Raw genomic sequence first — 13,800 nt, 5'->3', positions numbered from 1 at the left:
TGAATACCTTAACTTCAGCTCTTACGCAACAAGGTATCGAGGGTATCAATTTGCTCTACCCAATCAGCGTCCTGCAGCTTAGCTTCCTCGAGAAATTGTTTTTGACTGGCTGACCAAAAGCCAGCAGAGGTTAGGCTTTCGCCAGCTTGCAGATGATGGTTAGCAATAAAGGTAGTAATCGCCTCGCTATCAGAAGGGAGTCCTAATTGCTGAAACAGGTTTTCTAGATTGTGGTTAAACACTTCCATTAATGTTTTCCTCTGTGGGTCCTACAGCTTAAGTTATGTTTCGAAAGTATAGAGGTTCGTGTTTAAACCTGTCTCAATCGCTTGTGAGAGATCTCTTACAAACCAGTGGGATTATCCTGTTTTCTCACAAGGAGATATCTTTTTACTTTTTATCAAATTAATTAAAAACAATGAGTTAATTTTGATTCTTTTCTAGGAGGCTAAATTTGTGACTGCAGTCCGACTTGGGTGGGTTGCTTAGGAAATTGGTTCGCGTAATCTTTACGGTGTCGGAAGGATACTGACACACGGAACAGGAACTAACGCCACGGAACTTGGCAGCTCAGGAAGAGCAGGTAATGCAAGGATTGTATTACCAGCAAGGAAAGCGGATTAGGGACACGGAAGTAACCGTACAGTAGACAGGAAGTTTACTGGTCAGGAAGACACTTAGGACAACCCAGGATTGGGGGCTTAAGGAATCACTTCAGGACGAAGTAAAGGACACCCTCAGGATGAGGATGAGAGTCGAGACTGGGAAAGCTCGATGGGTCAAGGTAAGACCGAAGGACACCTCCAGGAAGGAGAGATAAGGATAACGCTGAAGGAATCAGCTACTGATCAAGTATTGATGCAGGGAGCAAATTTCGTAGCCGGATAGCTGCAAGTAAGACCTTAAGGGCGCGACGAAAGTCGCGCCCGCTCTTTTTTGTGCGTTTCTAAAGCGTACTAGACGAGCAAACCTCATCGTGTTTACACCTCAGGATCTTCTTCTCTTTTTCCTATCACTAGTTACTTTGATTACATCTTGATAACAATCTAGAGACATATACTGATCTTTATCATTTCTGATTTATAGAACAGTATGTTTATTCCGTGGCGATGACTTACAAGCTTGTGAGAGATCTCTTACAAGGGCGTGGGAATGCGCTGTTTTAAAGTAAGATTTCCAGAAAGATTAATTTTTTAATTCTTTAAAAAACAAATAGATAGATATATTGCATCTGACTCTGTATAAAAATGTGAGTTTAATCACCCTGTAGTTGGTTGTTTTGGAAATTGGTTCGCGTAATCTTTGCGGTGTCGGAAGGATACTGACACACGGAACAGGAACTAACGCCACGGAACTTGGCAGCTCAGGAAGAGCAGGTAATGCAAGGATTGTATTACCAGCAAGGAAAGCGGATTAGGGACACGGAAGTAACCGTACAGTAGACAGGAAGTTTACTGGTCAGGAAGACACTTAGGACAACCCGGGATTGGGGGCTTAAGGAATCACTTCAGGACGAAGTAAAGGACACCCTCAGGATGAGGACGAGAGTCGAGACTGGGAAAGCTCGATGGGTCAAGGTAAGACCGAAGGACACCTCCAGGAAGGAGAGATAAGGATAACGCTGAAGGAATCAGCTACTGATCAAGGATTGATGCAGGGAGCAAATTTCGTAGCCGGATAGCTGCAAGTAAGACCTTAAGGGCGCGACGAAAGTCGCGCCCGTTCTTTTTTTGTGCGTTTGGAAAACGAAAAAGATTATACCAATCACAGTAGGTAGATGATCAGAAATAGCGCAGGAAAAATGCTCGAGAACAAGGCGAAAAATTTCGATAAGTGGTTGTTCTACAATCAAATTTTTCAACGCAGTTATCGAGCATTTTAACAAGCTAGGATGAGCAGATATTTACTACGATTGGTATCACTCCTCCAACACCGGATACGCCGGCATATAAATCTCTTTGATTCGCATCCCTTTCATCACGGCATAGCCCTGATAGCAATCCAGACCATTCACAGAAAACTCAAAGTAGTAGCGGGTTTGAATATCCAATGGCCCTTTGGGCCAACCAAAGGAATGACTGCCCCGCGCAATCGAAATCAACTGCACATTGGTTTGCTGGCATCGACGGACGATATAGTTTTTTGCCAGTTCACTTTGCCGGCGTTGTTGCCAGAACAAGCTGGCAACGATAGCGATAAGTAATATCCAAAACAGATCAGCAGTCATTTTAAGCCTTCACGGATTGCTGGAGTTGCTTCACGGCATCAAGCAAAGCTGGAGAGGCAGAGCCATGTAGCAGCCCCAAGACTTGTGGGCGGAGTGCTGGGATCATCACTAGATCTGCCACCATCTGCTGGAAGAAAGCCTGATCTTTTTGATCAGCAACAGCGATAAGAAAGGCGTCTAATAGTGGTTCATTTGATAGTGCTTGCCAACAGCGCCCTGCAATCGCAATCAACATTTCACGGTGACGGAGCGCTTCAGTTGCCAGCATACGTTCAATGACACCATGCACAACGTCCGGCTTGGCGCCGGCCAATGCCCTAACATGAGCAGTGAGGAGGAACAGGTCGGTTTCGTCGCCAGACAGCATGGCCTGAATGTCTTCTTCAAGATGTGCAGCCAGTGAGTCCGGAATATCGCAATGCTCGAGACAGCCCAGTAATGCATATTTGGGTGGCTGCGGCATGTTTGAGAGGGCTTTACGCAAACGGGTAAGGTTGTTGTGTTTGTCGATGCGTGCGCACAGATCGGCAATTCCCTGAAGACCTACTCCTTGCCACTCTTTCCAGCCAAGCTCACCTGACGCGTAATGTTGCGCATGGTCATAATACTGGCTGGCAGGCTGGTTCAGCTTAGCGGTCAGGAAAGCATGGAAAATGGCTTTCTTATCATCCTGCGGATTGAAGGTATAAGGGTTTGCAGCAAGCTTTTCCTGTTCTTCTTCCGTTGGGGTTTTATCCAGTGTCGCGCCCATGGCTTGCGCCACATATTGGATGAAATCGCCAAGTGCTGCCTGGTTGAGAAGGCCACGTTCATCCAAAGGCATTTTTAAAAACCAGATCCATGGGGCTTGATTCGGTTGCCAGAATGCAATGCCGATTTGCGCATGTTGCTGCGCAGGAAAAGGATAGGGCATGCGGTTTTCTTCAATCGCCACAAAGTCTTTGTTACTGATTGGCGTGACGCGTCGGCTGAGATCGAATACCAGAAATTCGCAGTTTGCCTGACTCAATATGGCGTTAAGAGAAAGCGTATTTTCCATGATGACTTCTAATTTGTGTTGCCTTCATTGGCGATGAGTGAAACAGCGGTGAGTGTACCATTCTCGCGCCTGTTGGCGGCGAAGGATTCGTAACAGCGCTTTTCACTGAATGCTGCTGAACGATGGGAGTGTGGATTTCAGATCGTTTAGCGTTGATTAGTGATATGCTTGCGCCAGTTTGATATTTCAACCCATTGGACGCAAAAGCGGGTAAAAGAGAGCAAATTCTATGAGCAAACACGAAAAAGTCGGTACCTTGCTGTTGGCACTCAAAGATATGCTTGAAGTGCATGGTCACTGGCAAAGTGAGCCTCCCTCGAGCGAGGCTCTTTCAAGTGTCGAGCCTTTCGCGGTTGATACCCTGAGTTGCGCTGAATGGCTTCAATGGATTTTTATCCCGAAAATGGCGTTTCTGTTGCAACACGGCCAGCCTCTGCCAGAGTCATTTTCTATTGCTCCTTATGTGGAAGAAGCCATGCGTGGTCAGGAAGGGCATGCAGACATTACCCGTGTTTCGATGGGCATTGATGCTCTGTTTACACCGCAATAACCGTTTTTAAGATGCAAACTGAACTAGAAATTATTTACCGCGATGAGTGGCTGATCGCCGTTAACAAGCCTTCAGGTATGTTGGTGCACCGCTCTTGGCTCGACAAAGGCGAAACCCGCTTTGTCATGCAAACGTTGCGAGACCAGATTGGTCAGCATGTTTTTCCTCTTCATCGGTTGGACCGCCCAACCTCTGGTATTTTGCTTTTTGCACTTTCGTCCGAAATGGCTTCACAAATGATGCCAAAGTTCGCCGGGCGCGACATTCACAAAACCTATCATGCGGTTGTGCGTGGCTGGATTAAAGAAGGTGCAACACTAGATTATCCACTCAAAGAAGAACTGGATAAGGTGGCTGATAAATTCGCGACGGCTGAGCCAGAAGCTAAAGAGGCGGTCACTGAGTACCGACCGGTTGCGCATGCGGAGTTACCGATCCCTATGGGGCGTTACCAAAGCTGCCGTTACACGCTGGTGGAAATGAAACCGCATACTGGCCGTAAGCACCAGCTCCGCCGTCACATGCATCACTTGAGTCACCATATCGTGGGTGATGTGAATCATGGCGACGGGCGACACAATCGCCTGTTCCGTCAGGAATTTGAATGCCATCAACTGCTGCTTCATGCGTCACGCACGGAATTTCAGCATCCGGTAACGGGTGAAAACCTGGTGATTGAGGCCAAGGTTGATGAAGTTTGGCGAAGGGTGCTTGAAGGTTTGGGATGGGGCAAAGCGCTCTGAGGAAGAGCAGGTCCCAGGATCCTAGATCCTGAGACCTTTTTTCTAGAGTTTTTCCAGATCGGCTTCGATCTCGGCGATCTTGCTGGCAACCACTTTTTCTAAGTGACGCAGGTCACGAAGGATTTTCTTCTTGGTATCCTGCTCGCTTTTCTCGTGGCGAACGATCTTATCCAATTCATCTACGACCAGCGACAAACTGCGATTGATTTCCGTGACTTCACGGAAGCGGCCGCTGCCACTGTCAACCACCACATTCTTTCTCTGGCGTGGATATTTGAACTTAACGCTCTTGGCAAACAACTCGCCTTTGGCTTTGTGAAAGTAGATTTTCAGCGTGTCTGAATTGGCTTCCTGACGCAGGGTGTAACGTTCGATGTTCTCTGGATGTTCGATACCGATATTTTGCAGGTTCTGATACATAAACTGCCCCTCTATTTGTCAGATCAGACTACGGTTTCAATCACTTATTGTTCACTTTAGCAGCATCCCTTCTCCAGTCCCAACCATTGATATGATCAATGTCTGAGACTTGTGGTCGAAATCGCCCAATATGCTGAGTGGGCGGAATTTCCCAGTTCCTTATTCAATTAGCTTGCGTCATTTAAGGCATCAAATAGTGCTTCTCTCAACGTTTTCTGGAGTTCATCAGAAAGTGCCTGGCGTTCACCATCTGTGACGATGAAAAAGTCTTCTGCACGCTCACCAATGGTGGTGATTTTCGCCGCTTGCAGAGACACTCCTTCGCGGGCGAATACTGCTCCGACACGTGCCAAGAGGCCCGGTGTGTCCAGCGCGACCAGTTCAAGGAGTGTGCGACGTCCCGTGCGAGTCGGCAGGAAAGAGACCTGCGTTTTCACATTAAAGGCCATCAACTTACGGGACGCACGTTTGACCGGAATCGTGATCGGCCCATCCTGAGTGAGCGCCAATGTGACACCCTCGCGGATTTTCTCGTGCCGGTCGGGTTGAATCGCTTCGTTATGTGAGTCCAACACCATAAAGGTGTCCAGTGCGAAACCATCTTTACTGGTCATGATTTGTGCGTCGTGGACGCTGAGATTTTTCTTATCAAGCGCGGCGACCACACGGGCAAACAGGCTTGGTCTGTCCTGACTGTAAACGAAAATCTCGGTGCCACCACGGGTGGCATTCTTGCTGACCAGTACCAAAGGCTCATCACCTTCGTGGCTCAGAATGTGCTCACTGTGCCAGGCGATTTGCTTGTGGGTGTGACGCAGGAAGTAATCCGCTTTAAAACGCTGCCAAAGCAGCTCAATTTCCCGCGGTGTGTGACCGTGTTTACGCAGCAGGGCTGATGCCAAATGTTGGTTATGGCGGATACGTTCACGAATATCTGGCGGGTTTTCCAACCCGCGACGCAGTGCTTTCTGGGTGGAGTAGTAAAGCTCTGCCAGAAGGGTTCGTTTCCAGCTATTCCAAAGCTCTGGGTTGGTGGCGTTGATGTCGGCCACGGTCAGGCAAATCAGGTAGTCGAGGCGTTCTTCATCACGCACTTTCTGGGCAAATTCAGTAATGACTTCCGGATCGTAAATATCGCGACGCTGAGCGGTTACAGACATCAGGAGGTGATTGCCGACCAGCCAGCTGACAAGGTTCGCTTCAGGGCGAGAGAAGCCGTGATCGATACAGAAGCTATAGGCTTCTTCTGCGCCAATTTCTGAGTGATCGCCACCGCGGCCTTTACCGATGTCATGGAAAATCGCTGCCAGTAACAGAAGCTCCGGTTTCGCCAAGCGAGGGTAAACATCACAACAGATTGGGTGCTTGTCGCGGTTTTCTTCGTAGCTATAGCCATTAATGTGTTTGAGCAGGCGGATAGTGTGCTCGTCCACGGTATAGGCGTGGAAAAGGTCAAACTGCATCTGGCCGACTATTTGGCTCCATTGCGGCAGGTAGGCTGACAACACACCGTGCTTATGCATCAAAGGGAAGGCTTTGTGCAGCGCATTTGGGTGGCGGGTCAGGGCAATAAACTTCTCTTTCGCCTCCGGTACATCGCACAGGAAGCGGTTCAAGCGTCGGCGCGCGGTGCGGAGCTGTCTGAGCGTCGGTGCTGAGATAGATTCAATCGACTTGTCGTTAGCGATGTGCAGGAACATGTCGATGATGGTGTCGGGACGAGCCTGGAAAAGTGCAGGCTTGCGCGCTTCAATCTGGCGTCCATGACGCTGGAAATCATCGCTCAGCACTTCAATGGTTTTGCTGTCGGGCTCGTTTTCAATCGCCTGTGCAAACAGGCGGATCAGCATTTTGTTGAGCTCAGAAACTCTTCCCAGTGTGCGATAGAAGTCTTTCATCATGAGCTCAATGCCACGGTTTCCTTCTCCTTGGTAACCGAGAGTTTCAGCAACAGAAGGTTGATGGGCGAAGGTGAGGCGGTTGTCATAACGACGAAGTTCAAGATGCAGGGCAAAGCGGATGCGCCACAGCATCGTCTGGCATTCGTCGAGTTCACGGAATTCAGCGTCAGTCAAAAAGCCGTATTTGCTCATTTCTCGCAGGCTGGTGGCACCAAAATGACGGCGGGCAATCCAACTCAGGGTATGGATATCACGAAGGCCGCCCGGGCTGGATTTGATGTCTGGTTCCAGACTGTAGGCCGTGTCATGGTATCGGGCATGACGCTCTTTTTGCTCTTTGATTTTGGCTTTGAAGAACTTTTCACTGGGCCAGAACTGCTCAGAGTGAATACGGTTTTTCAATTCGTGAAAGATCCGTTCACTGCCGCACAGCAATCTGGATTCCTGCAAATTAGTGGCGACGGTCAAATCGTCTAGACCTACATCAATGCACTCAGCGAGAGTACGCACTGAATGACCGACTTCCAGTTTTAAATCCCACAACAGTGTCACGAACTCGCTGAGACGGGTTTGGTAGCTTTTATCTACGCCGTTTTCAGAGAGAATCAAAAGGTCGATATCAGAAAGAGGGTGGAGCTCTCTGCGTCCGTAACCGCCAACCGCGATCAGTGACAGGTTGGGATGATGGTGGAATTCAAAATGTTGCCACAGCCTTTCGAGTACGGCATCAATGTAATCTGAACGCTGGTAAACCAAATCCGTGACGGGCTTGCGTTCAAGAAAAGCGGCTTTCTGTTGTTCACCAAACAGTGACAGCTGATTTTTAAGCTCAGTAAGATTCAGCTGCTCTGCGGTCAGTTCATTGGGCGAGAGCAAAACGTCGTTCATTGTCATCCTTGATAAAAAAAGTCGGCACATTGGCCGACTTCTATTTTTCAAATTATGCGTTGTTCAAAATGCGAGGCAGTTTTTCCTCACTGCGCAGAGTCAGGATTTCACAACCGGTATCCGTCACCAGAATCGTGTGTTCCCATTGCGCCGATTTCTTGCCATCAACGGTATATACCGTCCAGCCGTCTTCATCATCCAATAGCGTGCCGAATTTACCCGCATTGATCATTGGTTCGATAGTAAAGCACATACCTGCTTTTATCACTGTGCGGTCACTGTTTTTGTAGTGCACCACTTGTGGCTCTTCATGGAACTCAGCACCAATGCCGTGACCGCAGTAGTCTTTTACGATTGAGTAGCGGCGCGGACGGTTTTTTATAAATTTCTGGATCTCAGTACCAATATCGCCGATGCGTGCACCTGGTTTAACTTTTTTCAGTGCTTGGTAGAGGCTTTCCTGTGCAACGTGACACAGTGCTTTGTCTTCCGCAGACACTTCACCCACCATGAACATTTTCGAGGTGTCACCGTGATAACCGTCCTTAATTACAGTGATGTCGATATTGATGACGTCGCCATCTTTTAACACGTCAGTTTTGTTCGGGATGCCGTGACAAACAACGTGGTTGATTGAGGTACAGATTGACTTTGGAAAGCCGTGGTAGTTTAGCGGTGCTGGGATCGCTTGCTGTGTCTCAGTGATGTATTTGTGGCAAATATCATCCAGCTCTTCAGTCGTCACGCCCGCTTTCACATGCGGTTCGATCATCTCAAGCACTTCTGCCGCAAGGCGACCGGCCTCACGCATTTTTTCGATTTCTTCAGCCGATTTAATAGTGACGCTCATTGCTTTCTCTCGGTTGGCTCCCCTGTCTATATAGCAAGGGAGGAATTGACTGCTATTACTACATATTATCAATCGCATCGCCATGTGGGAACCTCACTTAGTGACTCACTGACTTTTTATACTGGATTCAAAGGCACGTTTTATGGTATAAAGCGCGCCGAAATACGCCTTAATGGTTAATCGGGTCTTCCGGTTCTGTTTAGGTGGTTTCGACAAACACTTATTTTTAACACACACACATATCGGCACATGCTCCGGGGTGCCCTTTGCGGGTCGGATGTATGGGATATGTGGAGGCCTAACCCCAAGAGGAATTAAAATGGCTACTGTTTCAATGCGCGACATGCTGAAAGCTGGTGTTCACTTCGGTCACCAGACTCGTTACTGGAACCCTAAGATGAAGCCGTTCATCTTCGGTGCACGTAACAAGGTTCACATCATCAACCTAGAAAAAACTGTACCAATGTTCAACGACGTACTGGCTGAGCTGACCAAAGTTGGTGAGCGTAAGGGTAAAGTACTGTTCGTTGGTACTAAGCGTGCCGCTAGCGAATCTGTTAAAGCAGCAGCAGAAAGCTGTGATCAGTACTACGTGAACAACCGTTGGTTGGGCGGTATGCTGACTAACTGGAAAACTGTTCGCCAGTCAATCAAACGTCTGAAAGATCTGGAAACTCAGTCAACTGACGGTACTTTCGAAAAGCTGACTAAGAAAGAAGCTCTGATGCGCACCCGTGAAATGGAGAAACTTGAGAAGTCTCTGGGCGGTATCAAAAACATGGGCGGTCTGCCAGACGCACTGTTCGTCATCGACGCTGATCACGAGCACATTGCTATTAAAGAAGCAAACAACCTGGGTATCCCAGTGTACGCGGTAGTTGATACCAACTCTGACCCAGACGGCGTTGACTTCGTTATCCCAGGTAACGACGACGCGATTCGCGCAGTTCAACTGTACCTGAACGCTGCAGCTCAGTCATATACTGAAGGCCGTAGCCAGGACATCGTAGCTCAAGCAGAAGACGAGCTGGTTGAAGTCGCTGAATAAGACACTTGCTCCTTGTGAGCGTTCTTAGCCATCAGACTGTCACAGACAGCACTGTAAGCTAAGTAGGTTAGCAGGGGCCAACTATGGGCCCCTGATTTTTACCCAAATAGTTTCGAATCGAGGAATGAACAATGGCTGTTACCGCTGCCCTGGTAAAAGAACTGCGCGAACGCACTGGCGCAGGCATGATGGAATGTAAAAAAGCGCTGGTAGAAACTGACGGCGACATCGAGCTGGCGATTGAAAACATGCGTAAGTCAGGCGCTGCTAAAGCTGCTAAGAAAGCAGGTAACGTAGCTGCTGAAGGCGCAATCATCATCAAAGAAGTTGATGGTGTTTCTGCTCTGGTTGAAGTTAACTGCCAGACTGACTTCGTTGCTAAAGACGGCAACTTCACTGCTTTCGCAAACGCAGTTGCTGATGAAGCAGCGGCAACTAAAGCCACTGCAGAAGAGCTGCAAGCGAAGTTCGAAGACGATCGCGTAGCGCTGGTTGCCAAAATCGGTGAAAACATCTCTATTCGTCGCGTAGCTTACGTTGAAGGTTCAGCGATGGCTTCTTACCGTCACGGTGAGCGCATCGGTGTTGTTGTTGCTGGTGAAGGCGATGCAGAAACGCTGAAGCACATCGCAATGCACGTTGCTGCATCACGTCCAGAGTACGTAACTCCTGACGACGTACCAGCTGACGTAGTTGCTAAAGAGCGCGAAGTTCAAGTGGAAATCGCGATGAACGAAGGCAAGCCTAAAGAAATCGCAGAGAAAATGGTTGAAGGCCGCATGAAGAAATTCACTGGCGAAGTTTCTCTGACTGGTCAACCTTTCATCATGGAACCTAAGAAATCTGTAGGTGACATCCTGAAAGAGAAAGGCGCTTCTGTTTCTACTTTCATCCGCCTGGAAGTGGGTGAAGGTATCGAGAAAGCTGCTGGCATGAGCTTCGCAGAAGAAGTTGCAGCCGCTCAGAAAGGTTAATTCCTCTTTGAGACCCAAAAGACCGCAGAACCCTGCGGTCTTTTCACAATCCCATCCGTAGAAGTTAGTGCCTAAAGGTAGTGAGAATGACTACAAACCCAAAACCAGCTTATCAACGAATTTTGCTTAAATTGAGTGGCGAAGCGCTGCAAGGTAAAGAAGGCTTCGGTATCGACCCGGCTGTGCTTGACCGCATGGCACAAGAAATCAAAGAACTGGTTGAACTTGGAGTACAAGTTGGCTTGGTTATCGGTGGTGGTAACCTATTCCGTGGTGCAGGCCTTGCAGAAGCGGGTATGAACCGGGTTGTGGGCGACCACATGGGTATGTTGGCGACTGTAATGAACGGTCTGGCTATGCGAGATGCACTGCACCGTGCCTATGTGAACGCGCGGGTAATGTCTGCTATCCCTCTGAACGGTGTGTGTGACAGCTACAACTGGGCAGAAGCTATCAGCCAATTGCGCAATGGCCGTGTGGTGATTTTCTCTGCGGGTACTGGTAACCCATTCTTCACCACAGATTCAGCAGCATGTTTGCGTGGCATTGAAATCGAATCTGATGTTGTGATTAAAGCCACCAAGGTAGATGGTGTTTACACTGACGACCCAGCGAAAAACCCGGATGCAGAACTCTACAGCCACCTGGTTTACCAGGATGTGCTGGAAAAAGAATTGAAAGTGATGGACCTGGCTGCCTTCACTCTGGCTCGCGATCACAAGATGCCAATTCGTGTTTTCAACATGAATAAGCCTGGCGCACTGCGCCGAGTTGTGATGGGTGAGCAAGAAGGCACACTAATTGATAACGGTTAATCAATTTTAGTGGCATAATCTCCATCGTTAGAAAAAAGAATCTTCAAGGATATTCTCGTGATCAATGAAATTAACGCAGATGCGAAAGAGCGCATGCAGAAAAGCGTTGAAGCGCTGAAGAACACTCTATCTAAAATCCGCACTGGTCGTGCACATCCAGCGCTGCTTGATGGCCTTTCTGTCGATTACTACGGCTCTGCAACTCCGTTGAAGCAACTGGCTTCAATCGTTGCGGAAGATGCACGTACTCTGGCTATCACTGTTTTCGATAAGTCCGTAACGCAAGCTATCGAAAAAGCGATCATGACTTCAGATCTGGGTCTGAACCCGATGTCTGCGGGTACCGTTATCCGCGTTCCATTGCCACCGCTAACCGAAGAGCGTCGTCGCGATTTGGTTAAGATTGTCCGTGGTGAAGCTGAAGGCGGCCGTGTTGCTGTTCGTAACATCCGCCGTGACGCCAACAGCGATCTGAAAGGCTTGCTGAAAGAGAAAGAAATTTCTGAAGACGAAGAGCGTCGTGGTCAGGACGATATCCAAAAACTGACTGACGCGGCTGTTAAAGAAATTGATACAATTCTTGAAGCCAAAGAAAAAGAGTTGATGGAAGTTTAATTCCGGCTACACTCTGATTCCATTGCCGAAGCGCTGTGCTAGCAGTACAGCGCTTTTTATTTGCGAAGGATAATGATGAGCTCCCAATCTTTCCATCAAGAAATCGATCCCAGCCTACTTCCTAAACACATCGCCGTCATCATGGACGGAAATGGCCGTTGGGCCAAAGCGCGTGGCAAAGCGCGTATGTTTGGCCATAAAGCCGGTGTTGACGCCGTTCGAAAAACTGTTTCAGCTGCTAATCGTCTTGGTATTCAGGTTTTAACCCTGTTTGCATTCAGCAGTGAAAACTGGCGTCGTCCAGAGGAAGAAGTCAGCCTGTTGATGGAGCTTTTTGTCACTGTGCTGGGACGTGAAGTGAAACGTCTTCACAAAAATGGTGTAAAGCTCAAGGTAATTGGTGATACCACGCGCTTTAGCCAGTCGTTACAAGATAAAATTGCCGCGGCGGAAGCTTTAACGGCCAACAATACCGGATTGGTATTGAACGTGGCTGCCAACTATGGCGGTCAGTGGGATATTATGCAGGCTGTTAAAAAGCTTGCTGCTCAGGTAGAGCGTGGCGAAATTCCTGCAGGGCAACTCACTGAAGGTGATCTTCAGGTGCACCTGTCTTGTTCTGGCCTACCAGACGTAGACTTGATGATACGCACCAGCGGCGAATGCCGCATTAGCAACTTTATGCTGTGGCAAGCGGCCTATGCGGAGTTGTATTTCACCGAACAATTCTGGCCTGATTTCGACGAGACAAGTCTCACCGATGCTATTGCTTGGTTTATCAACCGCGAACGCCGATTTGGGTGTACCGGTGAGCAGATCAAGGCCATGTTACAAGTAGAAAAATAGAGGGTTTCGTTTGCTGAAACAACGTGTCTTAACGGCACTGGTACTGGCACCGCTTGTTATCGCCGGTATTTTCTTTTTGCCGTTACAACTTTTCGTGATTGCTGTGGCAGGCGTCACTTTACTTGGCCACTGGGAGTGGACCAAGTTTGTGGCTGCCTCGTCCCGTTTTAGCGCATTTGTTTTCCCTGCAATCATTCTTGTCGGTTCACTGTTTGCGTTACCTGTGACTCTTGATGGACTGCAATTGAACTCCATCAGTGGCAGTGTGTTGGCGATTGCTGGTGCATTATGGTGGCTGGCAGCCACTGTGATGGTTCTGCGCTATCCAAGAGGAACAGGTTGGTGGGGAGAGAGCAACGCGGTGCAGCAAGGATTTGGCGTACTGACGCTGCTCCCATTTCTCTGGAGCGTTATTCTTCTTCGTGCCTACCACTTCGATGTTTCCCCTTATCTTGGTGCGAAGATGGTGCTTTTGGTTTGTTTGTTGGTTTGGTCTGCTGATACAGGTGCGTATTTTGCGGGTAAGACCTTCGGTAAGCGCAAAATGGCACCTTCGGTGAGCCCGAATAAAACGGTTGAAGGTCTGATTGGCGGATTGATCGCAGCAGTTGTTGTCACCTTGACCGCTGCTCAGTATTTCTCTATTCCTTTCTCCTCCCTTGCTATGTTAGGTCTTGTTGCCTTGATCACTTCCTTCGCTTCAGTTTTGGGCGATCTGGCGGAAAGCATGTTTAAGCGTGTTGCAGGTGTGAAAGACAGTGGCAGCATTTTACCCGGACATGGCGGTATACTGGATAGAATAGATAGCCTGACGGCCGCATTCCCAGTCTTCACCGTATTGTATTTCTGGCTTGCGTAACACTTTCACCGGCGTTTAGCCGGTG

At 48.6% G+C, this 13,800-nt stretch carries 14 protein-coding genes; 8 read left to right on the top strand and 6 right to left on the bottom strand.

The features are described from left to right. Positions 1–14: 14 nt before the first annotated feature. The 3 genes from GMA8713_RS02095 to GMA8713_RS02085 all read right to left on the bottom strand — a co-directional run bounded on the left by GMA8713_RS02095 (position 15) and on the right by GMA8713_RS02085 (position 3,266). Positions 15–248 (bottom strand): DUF2789 domain-containing protein, encoded by a 234-nt coding sequence (locus GMA8713_RS02095; RefSeq protein ID WP_062705277.1) that lies wholly within the window; start codon positions 246–248, stop codon positions 15–17. A gap of 1,670 nt (positions 249–1,918) precedes the next feature. Beyond that, positions 1,919–2,227 carry a DUF3301 domain-containing protein gene (locus tag GMA8713_RS02090; RefSeq protein ID WP_002536363.1) on the bottom strand — a complete coding sequence of 103 codons (309 nt, stop codon included), beginning with the start codon at positions 2,225–2,227 and terminating at the stop codon, positions 1,919–1,921. Between the two features lies 1 nt (position 2,228). Further along, on the bottom strand, positions 2,229–3,266 hold the full coding sequence (locus tag GMA8713_RS02085; protein WP_062705275.1) for a DUF3549 family protein: 1,038 nt from the start codon (positions 3,264–3,266) through the stop codon (positions 2,229–2,231). Between the two features lie 229 nt (positions 3,267–3,495). Between GMA8713_RS02085 and GMA8713_RS02080 the strand changes: the two genes are divergently transcribed. Further along, complete coding sequence (locus tag GMA8713_RS02080; RefSeq protein WP_062705273.1) at positions 3,496–3,816, top strand: YqcC family protein; 321 nt, start codon at positions 3,496–3,498, stop codon at positions 3,814–3,816. An 11-nt stretch (positions 3,817–3,827) separates the two neighbouring features. Next, positions 3,828–4,559 carry a tRNA pseudouridine(65) synthase TruC gene (truC, locus tag GMA8713_RS02075; RefSeq protein ID WP_062705271.1) on the top strand — a complete coding sequence of 244 codons (732 nt, stop codon included), beginning with the start codon at positions 3,828–3,830 and terminating at the stop codon, positions 4,557–4,559. Positions 4,560–4,601: 42 nt separating this feature from the next. On the opposite strand, the gene GMA8713_RS02070 is transcribed toward truC, so the two are convergent. The 3 genes from GMA8713_RS02070 to map all read right to left on the bottom strand — a co-directional run bounded on the left by GMA8713_RS02070 (position 4,602) and on the right by map (position 8,618). After that, positions 4,602–4,979, bottom strand: coding sequence for a DUF3461 family protein (locus GMA8713_RS02070; protein ID WP_062705269.1), 378 nt, complete (start codon positions 4,977–4,979; stop codon positions 4,602–4,604). Between the two features lie 167 nt (positions 4,980–5,146). After that, positions 5,147–7,768, bottom strand: a complete 2,622-nt coding sequence (glnD, locus tag GMA8713_RS02065; protein WP_062705267.1) for a bifunctional uridylyltransferase/uridylyl-removing protein GlnD — start codon at positions 7,766–7,768, stop codon at positions 5,147–5,149. Between the two features lie 52 nt (positions 7,769–7,820). Beyond that, positions 7,821–8,618: a type I methionyl aminopeptidase gene (map, locus tag GMA8713_RS02060; RefSeq protein ID WP_062705265.1), complete on the bottom strand. Its 798-nt coding sequence runs from the start codon at positions 8,616–8,618 to the stop codon at positions 7,821–7,823. 319 nt (positions 8,619–8,937) lie between these two features. On the opposite strand from map, the gene rpsB reads away from it, so the two are divergent. From rpsB to GMA8713_RS02030, 6 genes are all read left to right on the top strand, one after another. Further along, positions 8,938–9,666 (top strand): 30S ribosomal protein S2, encoded by a 729-nt coding sequence (gene rpsB, locus GMA8713_RS02055; RefSeq protein WP_002536376.1) that lies wholly within the window; start codon positions 8,938–8,940, stop codon positions 9,664–9,666. 131 nt (positions 9,667–9,797) lie between these two features. Then, positions 9,798–10,640: a translation elongation factor Ts gene (gene tsf, locus GMA8713_RS02050; protein WP_062705263.1), complete on the top strand. Its 843-nt coding sequence runs from the start codon at positions 9,798–9,800 to the stop codon at positions 10,638–10,640. Positions 10,641–10,726: 86 nt separating this feature from the next. After that, positions 10,727–11,455, top strand: coding sequence for a UMP kinase (gene pyrH, locus GMA8713_RS02045; protein WP_062667595.1), 729 nt, complete (start codon positions 10,727–10,729; stop codon positions 11,453–11,455). 57 nt (positions 11,456–11,512) lie between these two features. After that, positions 11,513–12,070 (top strand): ribosome recycling factor, encoded by a 558-nt coding sequence (gene frr / locus GMA8713_RS02040; RefSeq protein ID WP_002536380.1) that lies wholly within the window; start codon positions 11,513–11,515, stop codon positions 12,068–12,070. A gap of 75 nt (positions 12,071–12,145) precedes the next feature. Then, a complete protein-coding gene (uppS, locus tag GMA8713_RS02035; protein WP_062705261.1) occupies positions 12,146–12,916 on the top strand; it encodes an undecaprenyl pyrophosphate synthase in 771 nt (256 codons plus the stop codon). Between the two features lie 10 nt (positions 12,917–12,926). Next, on the top strand, positions 12,927–13,775 hold the full coding sequence (locus GMA8713_RS02030) for a phosphatidate cytidylyltransferase (protein ID WP_062705259.1): 849 nt from the start codon (positions 12,927–12,929) through the stop codon (positions 13,773–13,775). The last annotated feature ends 25 nt before the right edge of the window (positions 13,776–13,800 follow it).

It is taken from the genome of Grimontia marina (genome assembly GCF_900060185.1).
Lineage (GTDB): Bacteria > Pseudomonadota > Gammaproteobacteria > Enterobacterales > Vibrionaceae > Enterovibrio > Enterovibrio marinus.
The sequence above is the reverse complement of the archived record's forward strand: the minus strand, read 5'-3'. Positions and strand labels throughout refer to the sequence as shown.

Excerpts from the sequence above, each read along its gene's own strand:
- GMA8713_RS02095 (WP_062705277.1), bottom strand. The coding sequence starts at position 248 with ATGGAAGTGTTTAACCACAATCTAGAAAACCTGTTTCAGCAATTAGGA.
- GMA8713_RS02090 (WP_002536363.1), bottom strand. The coding sequence starts at position 2,227 with ATGACTGCTGATCTGTTTTGGATATTACTTATCGCTATCGTTGCCAGC.
- GMA8713_RS02085 (WP_062705275.1), bottom strand. The coding sequence starts at position 3,266 with ATGGAAAATACGCTTTCTCTTAACGCCATATTGAGTCAGGCAAACTGC.
- GMA8713_RS02080 (WP_062705273.1), top strand. The coding sequence starts at position 3,496 with ATGAGCAAACACGAAAAAGTCGGTACCTTGCTGTTGGCACTCAAAGAT.
- truC (WP_062705271.1), top strand. The coding sequence starts at position 3,828 with ATGCAAACTGAACTAGAAATTATTTACCGCGATGAGTGGCTGATCGCC.
- GMA8713_RS02070 (WP_062705269.1), bottom strand. The coding sequence starts at position 4,979 with ATGTATCAGAACCTGCAAAATATCGGTATCGAACATCCAGAGAACATC.
- glnD (WP_062705267.1), bottom strand. The coding sequence starts at position 7,768 with ATGAACGACGTTTTGCTCTCGCCCAATGAACTGACCGCAGAGCAGCTG.
- map (WP_062705265.1), bottom strand. The coding sequence starts at position 8,618 with ATGAGCGTCACTATTAAATCGGCTGAAGAAATCGAAAAAATGCGTGAG.
- rpsB (WP_002536376.1), top strand. The coding sequence starts at position 8,938 with ATGGCTACTGTTTCAATGCGCGACATGCTGAAAGCTGGTGTTCACTTC.
- tsf (WP_062705263.1), top strand. The coding sequence starts at position 9,798 with ATGGCTGTTACCGCTGCCCTGGTAAAAGAACTGCGCGAACGCACTGGC.
- pyrH (WP_062667595.1), top strand. The coding sequence starts at position 10,727 with ATGACTACAAACCCAAAACCAGCTTATCAACGAATTTTGCTTAAATTG.
- uppS (WP_062705261.1), top strand. The coding sequence starts at position 12,146 with ATGAGCTCCCAATCTTTCCATCAAGAAATCGATCCCAGCCTACTTCCT.